Source organism: Oceanibacterium hippocampi (assembly GCF_900172325.1).
Lineage (GTDB): Bacteria > Pseudomonadota > Alphaproteobacteria > Sneathiellales > Sneathiellaceae > Oceanibacterium > Oceanibacterium hippocampi.
Window position 1 is genome coordinate 77,513 of the sequence record NZ_FWFR01000003.1, and the last position, 19,164, is coordinate 96,676.

Here is a 19,164-nt window from a genome sequence, read left to right on the forward strand (position 1 = left end):
AAAAGACGGCACCCGGATAGCCTCGCGACTCCGGCTGTGCCAAGAGAAAACACGGGAATGCTTACAGAATCCCTTATATGGATCAGACGGCGATGATCGACGCCGCCCGGACGGTCGCCGGCTCAGTATCGCCGATCGGATACATATCGCGAAATCGCGACCGGTATGCATCGAACCGGCGCCCCGACTTGGCGCCGGCCGCCATTCTCTGCTAGAGGGAAAGACCCCCGCCGCACGGATGGCCGTCCATGGAACCTCCCTTCGATCCCGCCCGCCACCGCTTCGCCGAGAGCCGCTGGTTCGAGGATTTCGCGATCGGGGAGCGCTTCCATATCCCGTCCAGGACCATGACCGAGGCCCTGTTCGCCGCCTTCCAGCTGGCCTCCGGCGACAACGATCCGATCCACTACGACCGCGACTATTGCCGCCGCAAGGGCCATCCGGAAATGCTGGCACACGGCATGCAGGTCTTCATCCAGAGCGCCGCCGGGGCCGGCGTCTTTCCGGCGCTTGTCGCCGATTCGCTGGTCGCCATGCTCGGCTGCAGCTTCCGCACCCTGAAACCGGTCTATGTCGGCGACACGCTCTACCCGGAACTGTTCGTGCAGGAACTCACGCCCCAGAACACGACCGGTGTGCTGACGCTCGCCGCGACCATCCACAACCAGAAGGGCGAGCGCGTCCTCGACGGCGAGCACCGTTACCTGATCCGCAAGCGCGCCGCCTGACCCGGATCAGCGTTCGCCGTAGCTCCGGGTGATGCTGGTCATCGGCGATTTCTCGATCCCGTGATTGGGGATCGGGTAGCGGAGACCGTTCCGGCTCAGCGACTTCAGCCCCTCGACCACCGCCGGCAGGTAGCTCGGCGGCAGCGCGATCAGCAGTTCGTCGTCCTGCACGCCGCCGAACTTCCGTTCCGCGTAACAGGGGATCGACAGCGAAGGCTCGCCGGTCGCGAGCGCCCTGCCCCAGGAATCGGCGCAGGCGCTTTCGCCGACGCAGGAGAATTCGAGCTTCTTGTAGCCGATGTACTGCAAGCCGTTGACGAAGGTGATCATCTGCCCGGGCGTGCCGTAGATCAGGCAGATATCCGGGTTGTCGAGCCGGCCCGAGGTCAGTGGCGAACAGGCCAGCCCCTCGTAATCGCCGTAGGAGGCGCAGCTCATCGCCGCCTGGTGGCCGGCGCTGTCGGCCAGCGTGCCATACCAGACCCCTTCGAAATGATCGCCGCTCAGGAACTTCTCGTCGCGCGGATGCAGGCCGACAACCGCGCCGCACTGCGGCCCCATCAGGTTTTCCATGGTGATGCCGATGGTCCAGCCGATCCAGCGCGACTGCCCGACGATCTGGTCGGTCGCCATCTTCTCCGCCGGGTCGGGCCGCCGGATGCGCGGCACCGCCTCCATCTCGGCGACGGTCCGGAAGCGCTTCATGCCGATCGGCAGGGTTTTCAGCTTCAGGTAGCGGTTGAAATCGTCGACGAGCGCCGCGTAGTCGTACTCGTTCGCGTCGTCCCAGCAGTTGGCGGTGGTCATCTCGCTCACTCCGATCTCAGGAAGCACCCTGCCCGGTGCGGATCAGCGCCGCGGCGGCGGCGCGTTCGTTGGCGGCATAGTCGCGGAAGGCCTGGATGACGCCCAGCCCCTCGTCGGGATCGTCGCCGGCCCCCATCCGCAGGAGCTGGAGGCAGAACCAGCCCTGGATGCCCCAGGCCAGCATGGCGCGCGCCCTGTCGGCGGGGATCGCCGAATCGACCGGTCCCGGATGCTCGCGGAGCCGGCGTTCCCAGGCGATCGTGCCGTCGCTTTCGCCGGACAGCAGGAGACGCGGGAAATCGGGCTCGACGCAGAGTGGCCGACCAAGGCCGATCACGGAGATGCCGTCCTGCTCGATCGCCTCGACCATCGCTGCGCGGTTGCGGAAGCCGCCGGTGACCATCAGCGGCATGGTCGCGACCCTGGCGATCTCGGCGGCGTAGGCGAGGAAATAGGCCTCGCGCAGCCGGGTCGATTCGGGCAGCCCCTCGCGATAGGCGCTTTCCTTGCCGCCCATCATGCGCGGCTGCTCGTAGGTGCCACCGGAAATCTCCAGCAGGTCGACCGCTTCCGCGTTGAGCAGGCCGACGACCGTCTTGCAATCCTCGAAGGAGAAACCGCCCTTCTGGAAATCGGCCGAGTTGAGCTTGACCGAGACCGCGAAGTCCGTGCCGACGCGGGCACGCACGGCGCGGATCACCTCGATCAGCAGCCGGGCGCGTTTCCCTGTCGTCCCGCCCCAGTCATCCTCGCGCCTGTTGACCGCCGGCGACAGGAACTCGGAAATCAGATAACCGTGCGCGGCATGGATCTGAACGCCTGTGAAGCCCGCCTCTTCCGCCACGCCGGCGGCATGGGCAAAGCGGGCGACGATGTCGAGGATCTCCTCATGCGTCAGCGCACGCGGCACGCCGTAGCCGTCGCCCGGCAGATCGAGAGCGACCGCGGAGGGCGCGACAGGCTCGGTCGCGATGCTCTTCGGCGTCTGCCGCCCGGCATGGTTGAGCTGCATCCAGAGCTGGTTGCCAGCGACCGTGCCGGCTGCACCATAGGCGCGGAGCGCGGCCATCGCCTCACCGTCCTGCGGGCCATCGATCACCACGTTGCCCGGACGCTCGAGATAGCGGCGGTCGACCAGCACGTTGCCGGTCAGGATCAGCCCGGCGCCGCCCTCAGACCAGCGCCGGTAAAGCCTTTCATGCGCCGCCGTCGCCCGGTTCCGCGGATCGGCAAGCCCCTCCGTGAGCGCCGCCTTGCACAGCCGGTTGGGCAGGACCGCGCCGCAGGGCAGGTCCAGCGGCATGTTCAGGATATCCGGCACGATCGCTCTCCCCCGGGATGTTTCTTTGCGCCGACCTGACCGCCGGCCGGGCATTTCCAGGCGGCAAGCATCCACGACGGCGGGACCGCCGGTCAATGGCCGGCGCCGGAATGAACCGTTCCGGGCGAGCCGTCCGGCGCGGCGGGGGACCGGCCGTTCCGATTACTTCCGGCCGGCGGAGAGCTTGTAGGTGACGGTCGCGCGGGCGATCGGTTCGCCCTTGTCGTCACGCACCCAGACATCGGCGACATGGATCGAGCCGCCGCGGCGGATCACCTCCGCCTCGCAGACCAGCGCCGCCGCCATCGCCGCGTTCAGGTAGTTGATGGTGAAGCCGATCGTCGAGCCACGCGGGTTCTCCGGCAGCTTCTCGGTGTGCCAGAAGGCCGCGGTCGCCGTCGCATCGACCAGCGCGGCAATGGCGCCGCCATGGACCATCTCGCCGACGGTGACATTGTGGTCGGCGAAGGGCATTTCGAAGACCGCGCGCCCTTCCTCCAGCGTCACGCATTTCATGCCGAGATGGCGGCCAAACGGCGCCCCGGCGACCATGGAATCGATCCACTCCTTCAGCTTCGACATTTTCGCTCCCATATCTGTTCGAACGCCGGGCGCATCGTCGCGGCGAGCGGTGGCGTCCGCCATCGATAAGGCCGGGCCCGTACGCTGGCAATTACCTGCCGGGTCATGAAACCGGCCATGCCGATCCCTGGCGGGGAACCGTCGCCGCCGCAGGAACGTTATGAAAAGGGGCGTGCGTCTGTCCCGGGGGAAAATCGATCAAGAAACCGAGAATGGCGGAAGAAGAGAACGGGCTCCTGCAGGAAGGCAGCAATTGCTGGCGCCGCGTCGAGGCGGAACGCGCGGCCCTGCTCGTCGACGGCGACAACTATTTTCCGGTCCTGCGGCGGACGCTGATGACCGCGGAGAAGTCGATCTTCATCATCGGCTGGGATGTCGACAGTCGCTGTCGCCTGTGCATCGGCGAGGTCGCCGATGACGACGCGCCGACGACGCTTGGGCCGTTGCTGAACTGGATCGCGGTGAAGAAACCGGAATTGCGGGTTCATGTGCTGCTCTGGGATTATTCCATCGTCTATGCCGCCGAGCGGGAAACCCTGCCGACCGTCAGTCTGGACTGGGCGACGCCTGCCAATGTCCGCGTCTGCCTGGACGATTCCTGTCCGGTCGGCACCAGCCACCACCAGAAGATCGTCGTCGTCGACGATGCGATCGCTTTCTGCGGCGGCCTCGACCTGACGATCCGCCGCTGGGACCGGCGAGCGCACAAGGCGGACGATTCCGATCGCATCGATCCGTCCGGCGCCCCCTATCGCGCCTTCCACGACATGCAGATGATCGTGAACGGCGAAGCGGCCCGGGCGCTCGGTGAATTGTCCCGCGGACGCTGGCGGCGCGCCACGGGCAGGCCGGCCGCGGCCCTGGCGAAGCAGACCATTGCCTGGCCGGAGGGGCTGGAGCCGGACTTCAGGGGCGCGCTGCTGGGCATTGCCCGCACCGAAGCCGAGTTCGAAGATCACCCCGAGGTCCGCGAAGTCGAACAGCTCTTCATCGACACGGTCATGGCCGCCGAGCGGACGATCTACATCGAGAACCAGTTCATCACCGCCCGGCGGGTCGCCGAGGCGCTGGCCCGCCGGATGGAGGAGAGGCCGGAACTCGAACTCGTCATGGTCGCCCCCAAGCTCCATCACGGCTGGCTCGAGGAGAATTCCATGAATGGTGGCCGCCAGCGATTCCTGCGACGGCTGGCCGAGGCCGGCGTCGCCGACCGGGTCCGCCTTCTCTATCCGGCGATACCGGACGACGAAATCGGCGAAGGCGTCATGGTACATGCCAAGTGCATGATCGCGGACGACCGCTTCCTCCGGGTCGGCTCCGCCAATCTCGCGAACCGTTCCATGGGAACCGATACCGAGTGCGACCTCCTGGTCGAGGCGCGGAACGAGGAAGACCGGGCCGCCATTCGGCGGTTGCGGAACGGCCTGATCGGCGAACATTGCGGGCGCACGCCTGACGAGGTCGAGGCGGGAATCGATGAGGCCGGCTCGCTGCTCGCCTGGCTGGACGACGGCGCGGAAAGCGACCGCGCATTGCGGCCGATCGATCTCGATATCGGCACGACATCGGGACTTGGCATTGCCGTCTCCGAACTCGCCGACCCGGAAAACCCGGTCGATCCCGGCCTGCATCTCGGCGACAGCTTCAACGGCCAGGTGAAGCGGCCGCTGAAACCGTGGATCCGCCCCGCGCTGGCCGGACTGCTGCTGCTCGCGGTCGGCCTGGCCTGGGCGCTGACGCCGCTCTCGGAATTCGCCAGGCCGGCAGCACTCAAGGACTGGCTCGCGGCGAACGCGGGCGGCGACATGTCGGCGCTGGCGCTGCTTGGAATCTATCTGGTCGGCGGTCTGCTCGCCTTCCCCATCACCGTCCTGATCGCCGTCACGGCGATGCTCTACGATCCCCTCACCAGCTTCGTGCTTGCCCTGACGGGCAGCCTGCTGACGGCAACCGTCACCTACCTGGTCGGCTGGGCAACCGGGCGCGGATTCCTTCGCGGCGTAGTGGGGCGCCGGGTCAACCAGGTGAGCCGGGCGCTGGCGAGCCGCGGCGTGATGTCGGTGACCGCCTTGCGGCTCATGCCGATCGCGCCCTTCACGGTGGTCAATCTGGTGGCGGGCGCCAGCCATATCCGCTTCACCGACTACCTGATCGGCTCGATTCTCGGGCTTGTGCCGGGGATCCTGGTGATCACCGCGTTCGGCCACCAGCTCGCGCGGCTGGTCGAGGCGCCGACGATTTCCGGGCTGTCGCTGCTGGCGCTCTGCGTGCTTGCCTGGCTCGCGGTCACGCTCGGCCTGCAACGGCTGGTGCATCGCTTCGGGCCGAGGAACTGAGCGTCCGCATGACCTCCGGATTTCGCGTTGCAACCTGGAACATCCACGGCTGCGTCGGCACCGACGGAGTGTTCGATCGCGAACGGACCGCGGGCGTCATCAAGTCACTGGATGCCTCGATCGTCGCCCTGCAGGAGGTCGACGACGGCTGGCGCGGCCCCCCTGGTCTCGACATGTTCGAATTCCTGCGCACCCAGATCGGCGATCACGCTGTGCATGCCCGGGCGATCATCGCCGCCGACGGGCATTACGGCCAGATGCTGGCCAGCCGCTGGCCCTTCGTGGAATCGCGGATCCACGACATTTCCGTGGCCGGCCGCGAGCCGAGGCGGCTGATCGACGCCGTCATCGATACCGGCGCGCGCCACTGGCGGATCCTCGCCACCCATCTCGGCCTGCGGCTCGGCGAACGCGGGCGTCAACTCGACCATATCCGCGACGTGCTGGCCAAGGAGCGCGGCCTGCCGACGATCCTGCTCGGCGACTTCAATGTCTGGTATCCGCGCTCGCGCGCGCTCAAGCGGCTCTCCGGACACATGCCCTGCCGGTCGTATCACGCGACCTTCCCGTCCCGCTTCCCGCTTTTCCCGCTCGACCGGATCTGGTCGGACGCAGTCGAGGCCTGGGAGCATTCGGCGACGGTCACGTCGGCGCGTCCGGCTTCCGACCATCTGCCGGTCGTCGCACATTTCCGCGAGCCGCCCTGCTGAGCTGGCAGCCGATGCCTGCGCCTATGGCCGATGACGCACCGATCCGCTACCGTCCGACAATACCCGGACAACGGAGGAGGCGGCGATGGCGGTCTTCCACGATGCGCGCGGCTACCGGATCAGCACGGACAACGCGCTGGCGGCGGCGGAGATCTTCACCGCGCTCGAGAACTTCCTGCACTGGCGCGCGGACCTGATGCCCCATGTCAAGGCGGCGCTGGCCGCAGATCCCGCCTGCGGCTTCGCCCAGGCCCTGCACGGCCTGCTGCTCTACGGCACGCGGAATGCCGCCTTCCGCCCGATGGTCGTGGACTCGCTGAAGGCCGCCAACGCCGCGCGCGGCGCGATGAGCGCCCGCGAAGGGCGCTACGTCGATGCCCTGGCCGCCGCGTCGGCCGGGCGGATCACCGAGGCGGTATCGGTTTACGAGCAGATCCTGGCGGCCGACCCGACCGATCTCCTGGCCCAGCGGCTGGCGCAGTTCGAGCTTTTCTGGCTGGGCGAGATGGCCTGGTCGGCCGACATTTCCGGTCGCGTCGCGCCGGCCTGGAACGAGAACATTCCCGGTTACAGCGCGCATCTGGGCTGCCGCGCCTTCGATCTGGAGGAAACACACCAGTTCGGCGAGGCCGAGCGGATCGGTCGGGAGTCCGTCGCGCGCGACCCGGCCGAGGTCTGGGGCACGCATGCCGTCGCCCATGTTCTCATCATGCAGGGCAGGCATGCGGACGGCATCGCCTGGCTTGATGGCCTGAAGGACAACTGGGCCATGGCCAACCAGATGTCGCTGCATCTCTGGTGGCATCGCTGTCTGTTCCACCTCGAGCGCGGCGAAACCGACGCCGCGCTGGCGATCTACGACGCCTGGGTGCGGAACCGGGACCTGCCGGTACTGAAAGGCATGCCCGATCTCTATATCGACATGCAGAACGGCGCCTCGATGCTGATCCGGCTCGAACTGCGCGGCATCGATGTCGGCGACCGCTGGGACGAACTTGCCGAACTCACCCTGAAACGGCTGGACGATCATTCTAGCCCGTTCACCAGCGCGCATTATGTAGCGATCCTCGCCGCCGCCGGGCACTTCGCCGAGGCCGAAACGGCGATCGCTTCGATGACGACCTTCGCCCATGCCGACGACGGCACGCTCGGCCCGGTCTACCTGGCCGCCGGTATCCCCGCCGCCAAGGCGGCGCTGGCCCATCGCAAGGGCGACCATGAGGCCGTTATTCGGCATCTCCTGCCGGCCCGGCGGGCGCTCTGGCGGATGGGCGGGTCGCATGCCCAGCGCGACCTGTTTTTCATCCTGCTGGTCGATTCGGCGTCGAAGCTCGACCGCCGCGACATTCTCTCGATCGCGCTGGCCGATATCGCCGGCGCGGGCTTCGTCGACGTGCCCGGACGGGTCGCCTACCGGGACGCGGCGGCCGCGCTCGCCTGAGCGAAGGCGACCGCCGGCACCCTGTCAGTAGGTGAGCTGTATCCAGACCGTATGGCCGTCCGCGGCCGGCCAGCTCCTGGCCGCGATGGTCTCGCCGTTATAGCTGCCGACGACCGTTGCAGGCTCGGCCGAGTCGAGAGTTCTTGTCGTCTTCCAGACCATCGGGACGGCGGTGTCGGGAATGTCCGCGGGCATCTCGCCGCCGAGCGCGATCTGGTCCCGCTGACGGCCGAAATAGCCGCGCGGCCGCATCATGTTGACCGCCGCCACGGCCCCTTCGGCACCTTTCGGGGCCGAGACGAGGCGGAGATTGAGGATTTCCGACGAGCGGGGGAACGGCGAGCGGTAGATGTGATGTGTGCCGTAATCGCCTGCCTCGATGACGAACTCGTAAGTGGTATCCGCCTTCGCCTCGAACGGACCCCAACGGCCATCGTCGCCGACCGTCCTGTCATGAACGGCTTCACCGACGCGCTCGCCGGTGTCGGGATTGGTCTCGAAGACCATCACATGGGCACCGGCGACCGGCTGGTTGGTCGGACGATCGTTGACCCAGCCGCTGACCTCGCCATTCAGCACGATCTGTTCTTCCGCGACCACGTCGTTGGTCATCGGCGCCCGGCCGGTGATCGTCTTGTACATGATCGCGAAGGCCTTGGCCGAATAGCCGGTCTCGCGATGGTCCGCCCCCTCGATCACCAGGTTGGTGGCGCCGCGCAGGACGGCGGTATCGTGATCGATGCCGGTCGGCTTGCCGGCCATGCCGATCGCCTCGCCGGTCGGCTGGGCATAGAGGTCGAACTTGTCGGAGCGGATCGTCACCGTCTCGATTCCGGGAGTGACCTCGGATCCCGCATTCAGTCCGGAGAGGAAATTCCCGGCCCCGTTCCACTCGCTGCCCATGCTGACGCCGGGGAAGGAGAAGACGCCGTGGTTGAGACAGCCGGTCAGGATCAGCAGCCCCGCATTGGCCGCGCCGCCGCCGTTGCGGACATAGTTCCGGATCGTGTTGCAGCCGCGCGAATTGCCGATCAGAACGACCTTGTCGGCGCCGGTCTCGAGTTTCGCCCGGGCCACCGCGCCGGCGAGCTGGGCGGCGACATCGACAGTGGTCGAGCGGTTCTCCTCGGGCTTGGTGTCGTCGTTCCCCGAGCCCGGATGGTCGAGGTCCACGGCATAGATCCGATCGCGCGGATAGCCGTTCGATTCGAATCGCCAGACCTGGACGATCCAGCGGCCGGCGGTGTCGCTGTCACCGTGAACAAAGACAATCGGCATTGGTTCGGCCGCTGCCGCGAAACCGGGACCGGCGGTCCCGGCGACCCCGGCGGCGAGCAGGATCGCCCCGGCCATGATCAGTTTGCGCATGCTTCCGTATCCTCCCATTGCAGCCGGGCACGATCTTTTCTCCGTCGGCCGGCCTGCTCCACCCGCATTCTCCGGGCCGCCTACCATAACAGGTCGAGACGGTCCGATCATCGCGGCGCGGTAACAAGTTCGGGAAGAAGGGGTAACGGGAAGACGCAGATGCCCGGAAATTATTCCCGGTTAACGAGAATGACGAATGACCTCGAGGGCGCGGTCGTCGATCGCGATCCCGTCGTCGTCCCGGCAGAAACGCAGCGAAACCGGACGGCCGCTGCCCCGTTCTCGGGTCACCACGCGCCTGCCCTCCGGCGCCGGAAGCCAGCGGTCGCCCCATGCGGCGAGCGACAGCAGGGTGCGCTGCAGGTCCCGGCATTTTGCCGTGGGCGCATAGCCTTCCCGCTGGGTGCCGGGTAGCGCGACACGCTCCAGCAGCCCCATCTCCACCATCTCGGCCAGACGGTTTGTCAGCAGGTTCCGCGAGAGCCCGAGACTGTCCAGGAACTCGCCGAAGCGACGTTTTCCGTTCAGGGCGTCGCGGATGATCAGCAATGTCCACTGGTCGCCGACGATGGAGAGACTCTGGGCGATGGGACAGCGGTGCTGGGCATAATTCCGTGCGGTCATGGGCCCATGCTATTCGATTTGGTTGACTTTTTGAACCGAAACCGGCATCTGTCAAAATATATAGTTCATTTTTTGAACTCATGGAGACGAGGCTGGTGAAGCAGAGCACCGACTGGATCCTGACGGCACCGATCGGTGCGACCCTTGCGCGATTGGCGGCACCGAACGTGGTCGCCATGGTCTTCATGTTCGCGACATCGATGGCCGAGGCCTGGTATGTCGGGCATCTCGGCACCCCCGCCCTCGCCGGCCTCGCGCTCGCCTTCCCGATGTTCATGCTGACGACGATGCTGTCGGCCGGCGCCGTCGGCGGCGCCATCGCCGGCGCGGTCGCGCAAAGGCTCGGCGGCGGTGACCGGGAGGGCGCGGAGACGCTGGCATTTCATGCCATCCTGGTGGCTGTGTTTCTGGCCGCGGCCTCTGCCGCGCTGTTCATCGGCGCCGGCCGTCCCATCTACGTCGTTCTCGGCGGCACCGGGGCGGCGCTGGAGCAGGCGCTCGCCTATTCGGACATGTTTTTCGCCGGATGCGTCGCGGTCTGGCTGAGCAACTCGCTTTCGAGCATCATTCGCGCGACCGGCCGCATGCGGATCGCCGCCACGGCGATGATGACGGCCGCCTCGATCCAGGTCGTCGTCTCGGGTCTCCTGGTTTTCGGCATCGGTCCGCTGCCCGTGCTCGGTATCGCCGGCGCGGCGATCGGAGCGGTCGTCGGCTACGGCATCGCAGCGCTGTTCCAGATCGTCTATCTGGCGAAGGCCTGTCCGGAAATCACCCTGCGCGCCCACGGCCAGACTATTGCCTTCCGTCATTTCGCAAGTCTGCTCCGCGTCGGCCTGCTGGCTTCAATCTCTCCGCTGTCGTCGATCGCGACCGTGGTGGTAACCACGGGCCTGGTCTCGCGCCTCGGCGAGGAAGCACTCGCCGGCTACGGCATCGGGGCCCGGCTGGAATTCCTCATGATCCCGCTGATCTTCGGCATCGGCGCGGCCCTGATCATGATGGTCGGCGGCCATTTCGGCGCCGGCGCGATCGCGCGCGGCAAGCGCATCGCCTGGACCGGTGCGTTCGGCGCGGCCGCGATCACCGGCGCGATCGGCATCATTCTCGCCCTCCACCCAGGGCTCTGGGCCAATCTCTTCAGCCAGTCCGAAGCGGTCCGGGCCGCCTGCGCCACCTATCTCCGGATGGTCGGCCCCTTCTACGCCTTCTTCGGGCTCGGGCTGGCGCTCTATTTCGCCTCCCAGGGCGCGCGCAGGGTGTTCTGGCCGGTTGTCGCCTCCGTGCTCCGCCTCGGCGTCGTCTTCGCCGGCGGGCTCTATCTCTTCGCCGACGCCGCACCGCAGCTCGAATGGCTGTTCGCGCTGGTCGCCGCGGCGATGGCGGCCTATGGCGTCGCCACCGCGATCGCGATCCGCTTCGCCGGCTGGGGCCGGGGCCACGCGCCATCGCCGGCAGGCGCCCCGGCCGGACACCGGACCGCGTGACAAATGTCCGGCTTCGCGCCACTCTCGGGCCGCCTGCAACCCAGAAGCGAGCCAGAGAGCCGATGTATACGCTGCATTACTATCCCGGAAACGCCAGCCTGACGCCGCATATCCTGCTCGAGGAAATCGGCGCGCCGTATGAACTGGCACTCGTCGATCGCCAGAAGAATGCCCAGAAGAGCGCGGAGTATCTGAAGCTCAATCCGAGCGGACGCATTCCGGTGCTGATCGATGGCGACCTCGTGCTTTTCGAGACGGCGGCGATCTCGCTCCACCTGGCGGACCGGCATCCGGAGGCAAAGCTCGCGCCCGAACTCGGGTCCGCCGAACGCGCGCATTTCTACAAATGGCTGATGTATCTGACGAACACCATCCAGACCGAGGTGCTTACCTTCTACTATCCGGAGCGCTGGTCGGAGAGCGAGGCCGGACGCGCTGAAATCAACGCCCACGCCGGTGAGCGGCTCGGCCAGATGTTCGATCTGCTGGAGAACGCGTTCGCCGAGCATGGCGGCGACTATTTTCTGGGCGACCGCTTCTCCGCCCTCGATCCCTACCTGCTGATGGTCTCGCGCTGGAGCCGGAAGATCGCCCGACCGGCGATCACCCGCCCCCGTCTCGGCGCCTTCGTCGAGCGACTGTCGGCGCGGCCGTCGGTCATCCGCGCCTTCGAGGCGGAGGGTATCGCCCCGCCCTACTGCTGAGCCGGAGAGCGCGACAGCGGCCGGACACGGGCTTATGCTCTTCCGGCCCTTTCGCCTTCCGGGTTCGCCTGATGCACCGCCGCCTCTACCTGCTGCTCGGATTCGTCTGCGTCGCGCTCGGCATCGCCGGCGTGGTCCTGCCCGTGCTGCCGACGACACCCTTCATGCTGCTGGCGCTCTGGGCCTTCGCGCGAAGCTCGGAACGACTGCACGACTGGCTCTATCACCATCCGCGCTTCGGGCCGCCGCTGCGGCGCTGGCGCGACCACGGCGTGATTCCGCTGCGCGCCAAGCTGACCGCGATCGCCACGATGGCCGCAAGCCTCGTCGGGCTTGTCGTCTTCTCCGCCGCGCCGCCCTGGGCGATCGCCTCGGCCGCTGCGCTGATGGCGGTCGGCGCCACCGTCATCCTCTCGCGGCCGAGCCGGGTCCGTGCCGACATCGGCGCCAAAGAAAACTGAGACCCTGCCCGTAAGACTCCCTTTACACGCTGGTGGTCTATTAGAATGCGATTTCGTAACGTCCATGACGCCATTAGGATCATCATGACGCGTACTACGCGCTGGCACTGCCCGCGATCCGGCAGTTGCAAGGGGGGCCGCTCGTAACAGCCATGCCGACAACCGGTCTGCGCGGTGCGTCCGCGCCCCACCACGTTCTCGAGTGCCGGAACCCGACTTCCGCAGGGATGCACGCGTGAGCCTCGACCGCTCATCGACAGGTCACATGGCCGACAGCATGGTGCCGCGCTGGCTGACCATCCTCATCTTCGTGCTGCTGGCGATCGCCCTCGCGGTCGGCCTTTATGCCCGGCTCGCCGGTTTCGGCGGGCGCAGCCTCGCGGTCGACGAATATTATTTCGTATCCAGCGTCGACAATCTGCTCGCCCGTGGCCTGCCCGAGTTCGCCACCGGCGGCTATTACCTGCGCGGGATCACGCTGCAATATGTCACCGCAGCCTCGGCCCTGCTGTTCGGCGGCGGTGGCGTCGGCGACAGTGCCGCCTATCGCCTGCCGGTGCTGCTGTTCGGCCTCGGCGCCATCATCCTCAATGTCTTTTACCTGCGCCGCTTCGCGCGCTGGCACCTGATCGCCGCGGTCACGATCGCCCTGCTGGTTTCTTCCTGGCAGGTCGAATTCGACCGCTTCCTCAGGATGTATTCGGCGCTGCAGTTCGTCACCCTTGTCTTCTTCATCACCCTGCACCGGTCACTGACCGGGCCGGCGGCAACACAGGGCGGCCCGGCACGCTACCTGCCCCACCTTGCCGCGGTGCTGGCGGTGCTGACGCATTCGCTCGCGCTTTTCCTGGTGCCGTTCCTGTTCCTCGGGCTGCTGTTGCCGGACTACCGCCCACGTCTCGGCGGTCTCGCCGCGCGGGTCCGCTACGGCCTGGCCGGCACCGCGGTCCTGATCTTCAGCCTCGCCCTCTCGCGCACCGATTCGCGTGCGATCGGTGTGGCCGAGGCGAGGTTTCCGGAAGGTTTCGTATCACCGCTGGTGAACGACGGGCCGCTCTGGCTGCCCGAACTGCCCTTCTTCCATCTTGCGACCAGTCCACTGATGCATCTCGCGGTCGTGCTCGGCGCGGTCGGCGTGGTGGGCCTGGTGCTGGCGCTGCTGGCGCGCCGCCTGCGCGGGATCGGGATCGCCGATTTCTATGTCGTCGCCCTGATCCTGTTCACGGCCGCACATCTCTTCCTCCCCGCCGCGCTGATCGCCATGATCCTGTTCTTCCGGTACCAGGTGCATCGGGTCGCGGACCAGCCGACGCGCCGCCTTGCCGGGATCGCGCTCGCGATACTGATCGCCATCGGCTGGCTGATCTATGCGACCCTCGATCAGGGGTGGCTCAGCGCCTTCGGTGCCGACGCCGGACCGGTTCGGGGCTTCCGCCTCGCCTTCTTCGGCTGGCCCAATCTCTATCGCTCGGTTCTGCTGCCCTGGTCGCTCGAACTGCCCTGGCTCGGCCTTCTGGCGTTCTTCTCGATCTTCTACATTCTCGCCACCCTGGCCCGGCGCCCGCTCGGCGAGATCGCCCTTCATCCGGCGATGGTCGCGCTCTATACGCTGATGTGTTTCGGCGTTTTCAACACGCTCTATCCCACGACCCGCTACGCCTATTTCATCTATCCGTTCCTGCTCACGGCCATCGTCCTGACGATCGACGATGTGGCGGGGCGGCTGGCGCCGCGACAGCTGCGCGCCGCGCTTTCGGTGGCCGTCTTCCTCGGCCTCTTCGCGATCGCGGGCGATTTCCACCCGCGCCACCTGATGGCCACCGCCAGCGCCGACGTCACATACCGGAGCGGCCCGTTCGCGCCCTATGCCGCGACCTGGTATCCGCGGCGGGATGCCGCCGGCGCGGCACGCTACGCCCTTGAAACCGTTCCGGCCGACGCACCGGTCGTGGTCGTCGACCTGCTGCCCGCGTCCCATTACCTGCGGCGCGAGCACGCGGTCTATCTGTTCCGTGAAGACGAGGAATTCTACAACAACAGCCGGCGCGGCGGCACCGTCGACCTGTGGGCCAACCGGCCGCTGCTTAGCGAACCCGGCGCATTGTGCCGCTATGCCGGCGCGGCCGGCGAGATCTGGCTGCTGATCGAGCCGGACACGGCGAAGGCCCGGCAACTGCTCGAGGCCGCGTTCGGGGCGAGACAGACCGCCCGGGAAACCGTCTTCACCGGCCATGGCGGCAGCACGGCGGTCGTGCGCGTCACGCTCGGCCCGGGCGCCTGCCCACCCTGACGACCGGGGCGACCGGACGCGCCATCCTCCGGCGCCATCCGATCCGGTCACCCGGCAGGCCGGCGAAAGCCCGACCCGCCGAACCGGTACGGCGGCCCACGGGAACCCCGATCAACCCAGGGTGTTACACCGGTCGACAAAGCGGAATCCGCGAACGCGGAGAGGCTGGTATCCCCTGATTCACGCATTATTTATGGATATGTAACGTAATGTATCTGCAGGCTTCCTTGGCGTTGGGAGACTTTTGGCAGCAACACTGGATGGACATCGGATGATACTTGTAATCGGCAGCGGACGCTCCGGGACAACTTGGCTCGCCAAGCTTCTTGATAGCCACCCGGCAACGCTTTACCGGCACGAACCAGACTCGATCCACATGGAGGATCGCCTGCCGTTCCTGCCAGCGGCCGACGAGGTTGACGACCACGTTCCCCTGGCGCGCGATTACCTCGAACGGCTGACCGAGGTCCGCGCCGCGAAGACGGCCGGCTCGTTGCCGTTGTTCAGCAAATCCTATCGATGCCGCACGCGCCAGAGCCTGCACAGGTTATGGGTATACGGCGTGAAGGCGGCGCAACGGGTCGCCGGCCCGGTTCCGGTCATCGCGGGAGCAACCGTGCCTGACCTCATCCGCGAGGCCGACCGCGAGCAGATCGTGCCCGTCGTGAAATCGGTCAATTCGCTTGGCCGGACGACGCTTTTCGCCCGCGCACGGCCGTCGGCCCGCGTCCTGCACATCGTGCGCCATCCCTGCGGTCACGTTGCCTCGCGGTTACGCGGACTGAAGGCGCAGCTGCTGCAGAAGAACCTGTTCATGGACGATATCGCGGCGCTCGACGAAGCCCGGGAACGCGGTTTCACGGCCGAGACGCTGAATGCCCTCTCGATCGAGGAGCAGATCGCCTGCCAGTGGATGATCATGAACGAGAAGGTCATGAACGAGATGGACGGGCGGGAGAACTATCACGTCGTTTCCCATGACGAACTCTGCGCCGATACCGAGACCAGGACCCGCGAGATCTTCGACTTCTGCGACCTGTCCTGGAATGAACAGACGGCGGAATTCATCCAGTCCCTCGACGCGACGGGCGAAAACAATCCCGGCTATTTCCAGATCAGCCGCTCGCCGGCGGCGGAAGTGGGAAAGTGGCGGAACGAACTGGAACCGGAAACGGTCGCCCGGATCGAAGCGATCGTGCGCGGCTCGAAACCCGGCAGTCTCTTCAACATCTGACCCCGCCCAACTAACCGAATTCAGGCCGCGGTCGTCGTAATCCGGCCATCGGCCGCCTCAGTTCCCGTGGCGGCCGATCCTGAACACCTGTCCATAGGCACCGTAGCGCATCATCGGCTCGGCGATGAACTGAGGGTTCCGCTCCCGGAACTCCGCGAAGGCCCGCCGCTGTCCGCGCTTGTCGTCACCACCGAAGCAATTCCAGTCGTCGAAGATCAGGATGCTGCGGTCGGCAATCAGCGGTTCGAGAAATTCCAGCACATCGCGGGTCGAGGAATAGAGGTCGCAGTCGATGAGCGCCACGGATACCGGCCTGAGATCATGTTTCCGATACAGGTCCGGGACCAGCGATTCATCGAAATAGCCCTCGATCAGGAGCGCCTTGGACCAGTCGAATCCGCGCTCGTCGAGCTGCTCGACGACCATCTCCTTCGCGCACTGGTACTGCCCCTCGTAGAATTCGTCGTTCTCGGTCCTGTCGATGCCATCGACCTCGGGCAGTCCCTTGAAGGAATCGAAGCCGATATAGCGGACGTCATGGCCGTCATGGCGATTCCCGGCAACCTGGGCCTGCCAGAAGCTGTAGCCCTTGAACAGGCCGAACTCGTAATAGTCCCGTCCGTTCAGCGTACCGGCCGTAGCCGCCTCTCCGATCGCCAGCCGCACCGCGTCGACCGTCTCCGGCACCGCCGGGCGGAATCCGTGCAGATGGTTGTAATAGAGCCGGTGGGCGAACCGGTTCAGGCCGGCCTGTTGCAAAGTTCGTGCAATGATCTGTCGGGTTTTCATGGGGCAGCGCCTTTCATTTGTTTCTCGGGCCTCAAGTGCCCCGATCAATCGCTGAACACAGTCCCCGGCATTCAGTTCCGCCGGCAAAACTCCGGAACGCGCGCAACGCGCCCACATCGTTTCGCCATGACAGGATTCATATACGAAAGGTATAATTATCAGAATTTGCTGCTCCTTCCAACCCGGGGCGAACGACACGCCCGGGGAGGAGGTTCAATATCCTGTGAACCTGTGCATCGAATCGGAGCATCAAGGGCTGTCCCGAGCGGAGCGACCCGCCTGGGACAGCCTTGCCCATCGTGGTCGTCGCTTCCGCGACGGCGCGCGGCGATTCCCTATTCGGCAGCCATCGCCTTCTTGCGACGCTGCCAGGAATCGAGCTTGGCCCGGGCGTCGTTCAACGCCGGTTCGACCGCCGCGTCGTGATTGTCGCGCTTCGCGGTCAGTTCGATCACATAGCCGTTCGGATCGCGGAAATAGATCGAATCGATGAAGCCGTGATCCGAGATTCCGCGGGTCTCGATGCCGGCGGCCTTGCCCTTCTCGAACATCGCCAGCAGGGTCGCGCGATCGACCTCGAGCGCGATATGCAGGTCGTAGTCATGCTGGGGCTTGAACTCGAACGGGCTCCCGGGAACCTCGAAGAATGCGAGGAACGAGCCGTCTCCCATGCGGTAGAAGGTGTGCAGGAACGATGTCTCCCGGCCCGTCTTGGTTTCGCCGACTTCCAGGCTGTGGGCGAACTCGAGGCCGAGAAAGTCTTCGTAGAATTTCCGCGTCTCCTCCGAGTCCCGGCAGCGATAGGCATTGTGGTGCAGTCCGCGTATCACGATGATTCTCCTCCTGTCATTGCGCGTCAGGCGACTTTCGAGCGCAGATAGTCGAGATAGCCACGAACGTCGGCCGCGGGTTCCGACCAGGCGCTGGCCAATGCCGCCTCAATCCTGTGACGGTATGCCGTCAGCCAGTCGGGCTGCGGATAGTCGATGGCCGCAAGGAATTCCAGGCTGGCGGCGAAACGGATATCGGCGATCGACGGCGCGTCGCCGCCAATGAACGGACGGCCTGCCAGATAGAATTTCCCGAACACCGCGAGCGGATCGGCGAGCGCAGCGGTGGCCGCCGCCTGGGCCGCCTTCTTCGCGGCGTCGTCCGCGTCGCTCGCGCCGACCTCGCCCGGATAGAGCGGGAAACCGAGCGCCGGGTAGGTCGCCCGGGCGAGCAGCGGATAGAGCGTGCCGACCACGTAGAACATCGCACTGTCCTGGCGCGCCCGCTCTGCCGGGTCCGCCGGATAGAACCGGGTCAGGCCGTCCCTGTTGCAGAGATATTGCATGATCGCGCAGCCTTCCCAGAGCGCGCCGCCGGCAAGGCCGGGTTCCTCCAGCATCGGCGTCATGTGCGCCGGACAGAGCGCGAGATATCCGTCGCTCCGGGTCTGCCCGTAGGCATCGACCTCTTCGACCGCGATCCCGGCCGCGCGAACGAAGACCCTGACCGCGAGATTGTTGACGCTCGGCTTGATGACATGAAGCTTCATGGTCTCCACCCCTGTTGCCATTGCAGGCGGCCGGCGAGCGTTGTCAAACGGTCCCCCGCCCCTTCAACCATAAGGTTGCGTCGCGATCGGTCGCGACAAGGGGCCGGGCACGGTGAAGCAGGATAAACCGGGATCGCCGCCGATACGAGACGGCGTCCGGAAACGATCCGGAGTGTCGACGTGGACAATCAGGGCCGGTACACGGCAGAAAGGACTGTCCGCCGGACCGGGCCGGACAGTCACGAACGCACAGATGTTGCTGGAGATGAAACGATGACCGAGACGAGTGCCCTGCCCGCCGTAGTCGATATACAGGCGGCGATTGCGCCGCTTCCCGTCCTCAAGGGACGCCGCCCGGACAGCCCGGCAAGCGACACCGACCCGGTTTTCGCCACGCTCGCCCGATCGGAACGATGCGGCATCTATGCCGGCAGCTTCGAGGGAGAAAGCGCCTGGGAACGTCATTCGAACGGCGACGAGTTCGTGCAGGTGATTGCCGGGGAAACCCTGCTGACGATCCTGACCGACGCGGGCCGGGCCGAACTCCGCCTTGGCGCCGGCATGGTGACGATGGTGCCCAGGGGCTGCTGGCACAAGTTTCAGTCGCCCGCCGGCGTCACCGTGCTGACTATGACGCCGACGCCGACCGACCACTCGATGGCGGAGGATCCGCGCGCGCCCTGAGCCGGCGTGCGCCTCTGTGGCAGCCTGACACAGCCATGTTGATCCGCCGGAGGGACCA

General features: G+C 66.3%; 18 protein-coding genes. 10 read left to right on the forward strand and 8 right to left on the reverse strand.

Features of this window, described 5'->3' with window-relative positions; all coding sequences use genetic code 11:
• Positions 1-248: 248 nt before the first annotated feature.
• A complete protein-coding gene (locus OCH7691_RS15715; protein ID WP_085884547.1) occupies positions 249-728 on the forward strand; it encodes a MaoC family dehydratase in 480 nt (159 codons plus the stop codon).
• Between the two features lie 6 nt (positions 729-734).
• Here the strand turns inward: OCH7691_RS15715 and OCH7691_RS15720 are convergent, their stop codons facing one another.
• From OCH7691_RS15720 to OCH7691_RS15730, 3 genes are all read right to left on the reverse strand, one after another.
• Positions 735-1,535: a DUF169 domain-containing protein gene (locus tag OCH7691_RS15720; RefSeq protein WP_085885125.1), complete on the reverse strand. Its 801-nt coding sequence runs from the start codon at positions 1,533-1,535 to the stop codon at positions 735-737.
• A gap of 16 nt (positions 1,536-1,551) precedes the next feature.
• Entirely contained in the window at positions 1,552-2,856 is a 1,305-nt protein-coding gene (locus OCH7691_RS15725; RefSeq protein WP_217808076.1) for an NADH:flavin oxidoreductase/NADH oxidase family protein, read from the reverse strand.
• Positions 2,857-3,018: 162 nt separating this feature from the next.
• Positions 3,019-3,438, reverse strand: coding sequence for a PaaI family thioesterase (locus tag OCH7691_RS15730; RefSeq protein ID WP_176245101.1), 420 nt, complete (start codon positions 3,436-3,438; stop codon positions 3,019-3,021).
• A gap of 212 nt (positions 3,439-3,650) precedes the next feature.
• On the opposite strand from OCH7691_RS15730, the gene OCH7691_RS15735 reads away from it, so the two are divergent.
• From OCH7691_RS15735 to OCH7691_RS15745, 3 genes are all read left to right on the forward strand, one after another.
• Complete coding sequence (locus OCH7691_RS15735) at positions 3,651-5,774, forward strand: VTT domain-containing protein (protein ID WP_085884549.1); 2,124 nt, start codon at positions 3,651-3,653, stop codon at positions 5,772-5,774.
• 8 nt (positions 5,775-5,782) lie between these two features.
• Positions 5,783-6,484 (forward strand): endonuclease/exonuclease/phosphatase family protein, encoded by a 702-nt coding sequence (locus tag OCH7691_RS15740; RefSeq protein ID WP_085884550.1) that lies wholly within the window; start codon positions 5,783-5,785, stop codon positions 6,482-6,484.
• Between the two features lie 85 nt (positions 6,485-6,569).
• Positions 6,570-7,925, forward strand: a complete 1,356-nt coding sequence (locus OCH7691_RS15745) for a tetratricopeptide repeat protein (RefSeq protein ID WP_085884551.1) — start codon at positions 6,570-6,572, stop codon at positions 7,923-7,925.
• Between the two features lie 24 nt (positions 7,926-7,949).
• Here OCH7691_RS15745 and OCH7691_RS15750 read toward each other — a convergent pair whose 3' ends face one another.
• Together OCH7691_RS15750 and OCH7691_RS15755 are read right to left on the reverse strand one after the other, a co-directional pair.
• Complete coding sequence (locus OCH7691_RS15750; RefSeq protein WP_176245102.1) at positions 7,950-9,293, reverse strand: alpha/beta fold hydrolase; 1,344 nt, start codon at positions 9,291-9,293, stop codon at positions 7,950-7,952.
• 180 nt (positions 9,294-9,473) lie between these two features.
• Positions 9,474-9,917 (reverse strand): winged helix-turn-helix transcriptional regulator, encoded by a 444-nt coding sequence (locus OCH7691_RS15755; RefSeq protein WP_085884553.1) that lies wholly within the window; start codon positions 9,915-9,917, stop codon positions 9,474-9,476.
• 95 nt (positions 9,918-10,012) lie between these two features.
• Between OCH7691_RS15755 and OCH7691_RS15760 the strand changes: the two genes are divergently transcribed.
• From OCH7691_RS15760 to OCH7691_RS15780, 5 genes are all read left to right on the forward strand, one after another.
• Positions 10,013-11,404, forward strand: a complete 1,392-nt coding sequence (locus tag OCH7691_RS15760) for an MATE family efflux transporter (protein ID WP_176245103.1) — start codon at positions 10,013-10,015, stop codon at positions 11,402-11,404.
• Positions 11,405-11,466: 62 nt separating this feature from the next.
• The gene (locus OCH7691_RS15765; protein WP_085884555.1) at positions 11,467-12,108 is read left to right on the forward strand and encodes a glutathione S-transferase family protein; all 642 of its coding nucleotides are present in this window, start codon (positions 11,467-11,469) and stop codon (positions 12,106-12,108) included.
• 71 nt (positions 12,109-12,179) lie between these two features.
• Positions 12,180-12,569 carry a YbaN family protein gene (locus OCH7691_RS15770; RefSeq protein WP_085884556.1) on the forward strand — a complete coding sequence of 130 codons (390 nt, stop codon included), beginning with the start codon at positions 12,180-12,182 and terminating at the stop codon, positions 12,567-12,569.
• A 235-nt stretch (positions 12,570-12,804) separates the two neighbouring features.
• A complete protein-coding gene (locus tag OCH7691_RS15775) occupies positions 12,805-14,859 on the forward strand; it encodes a hypothetical protein (RefSeq protein ID WP_139839746.1) in 2,055 nt (684 codons plus the stop codon).
• A 271-nt stretch (positions 14,860-15,130) separates the two neighbouring features.
• Positions 15,131-16,093: a sulfotransferase family protein gene (locus OCH7691_RS15780; protein WP_085884558.1), complete on the forward strand. Its 963-nt coding sequence runs from the start codon at positions 15,131-15,133 to the stop codon at positions 16,091-16,093.
• A 57-nt stretch (positions 16,094-16,150) separates the two neighbouring features.
• Here OCH7691_RS15780 and OCH7691_RS15785 read toward each other — a convergent pair whose 3' ends face one another.
• The 3 genes from OCH7691_RS15785 to OCH7691_RS15795 all read right to left on the reverse strand — a co-directional run bounded on the left by OCH7691_RS15785 (position 16,151) and on the right by OCH7691_RS15795 (position 18,422).
• Complete coding sequence (locus OCH7691_RS15785; RefSeq protein WP_176245104.1) at positions 16,151-16,882, reverse strand: TylF/MycF/NovP-related O-methyltransferase; 732 nt, start codon at positions 16,880-16,882, stop codon at positions 16,151-16,153.
• Positions 16,883-17,217: 335 nt separating this feature from the next.
• A complete protein-coding gene (locus tag OCH7691_RS15790; protein WP_085884560.1) occupies positions 17,218-17,712 on the reverse strand; it encodes a VOC family protein in 495 nt (164 codons plus the stop codon).
• 26 nt (positions 17,713-17,738) lie between these two features.
• The gene (locus OCH7691_RS15795; protein ID WP_217808077.1) at positions 17,739-18,422 is read right to left on the reverse strand and encodes a glutathione S-transferase family protein; all 684 of its coding nucleotides are present in this window, start codon (positions 18,420-18,422) and stop codon (positions 17,739-17,741) included.
• A 273-nt stretch (positions 18,423-18,695) separates the two neighbouring features.
• Here OCH7691_RS15795 and OCH7691_RS15800 point away from each other — a divergent pair, with 273 nt between their 5' ends.
• Positions 18,696-19,106, forward strand: a complete 411-nt coding sequence (locus OCH7691_RS15800) for a cupin domain-containing protein (RefSeq protein WP_085884562.1) — start codon at positions 18,696-18,698, stop codon at positions 19,104-19,106.
• The last annotated feature ends 58 nt before the right edge of the window (positions 19,107-19,164 follow it).

Coding starts and splice junctions, on each gene's coding strand:
- OCH7691_RS15715 (WP_085884547.1), top strand. CDS start 249: ATGGAACCTCCCTTCGATCCCGCCCGCCACCGCTTCGCCGAGAGCCGC.
- OCH7691_RS15720 (WP_085885125.1), bottom strand. CDS start 1,535: ATGACCACCGCCAACTGCTGGGACGACGCGAACGAGTACGACTACGCG.
- OCH7691_RS15730 (WP_176245101.1), bottom strand. CDS start 3,438: ATGTCGAAGCTGAAGGAGTGGATCGATTCCATGGTCGCCGGGGCGCCG.
- OCH7691_RS15735 (WP_085884549.1), top strand. CDS start 3,651: ATGGCGGAAGAAGAGAACGGGCTCCTGCAGGAAGGCAGCAATTGCTGG.
- OCH7691_RS15740 (WP_085884550.1), top strand. CDS start 5,783: ATGACCTCCGGATTTCGCGTTGCAACCTGGAACATCCACGGCTGCGTC.
- OCH7691_RS15745 (WP_085884551.1), top strand. CDS start 6,570: ATGGCGGTCTTCCACGATGCGCGCGGCTACCGGATCAGCACGGACAAC.
- OCH7691_RS15750 (WP_176245102.1), bottom strand. CDS start 9,293: ATGCGCAAACTGATCATGGCCGGGGCGATCCTGCTCGCCGCCGGGGTC.
- OCH7691_RS15755 (WP_085884553.1), bottom strand. CDS start 9,917: ATGACCGCACGGAATTATGCCCAGCACCGCTGTCCCATCGCCCAGAGT.
- OCH7691_RS15765 (WP_085884555.1), top strand. CDS start 11,467: ATGTATACGCTGCATTACTATCCCGGAAACGCCAGCCTGACGCCGCAT.
- OCH7691_RS15770 (WP_085884556.1), top strand. CDS start 12,180: ATGCACCGCCGCCTCTACCTGCTGCTCGGATTCGTCTGCGTCGCGCTC.
- OCH7691_RS15780 (WP_085884558.1), top strand. CDS start 15,131: ATGATACTTGTAATCGGCAGCGGACGCTCCGGGACAACTTGGCTCGCC.
- OCH7691_RS15785 (WP_176245104.1), bottom strand. CDS start 16,882: ATGAAAACCCGACAGATCATTGCACGAACTTTGCAACAGGCCGGCCTG.
- OCH7691_RS15795 (WP_217808077.1), bottom strand. CDS start 18,422: ATGAAGCTTCATGTCATCAAGCCGAGCGTCAACAATCTCGCGGTCAGG.
- OCH7691_RS15800 (WP_085884562.1), top strand. CDS start 18,696: ATGACCGAGACGAGTGCCCTGCCCGCCGTAGTCGATATACAGGCGGCG.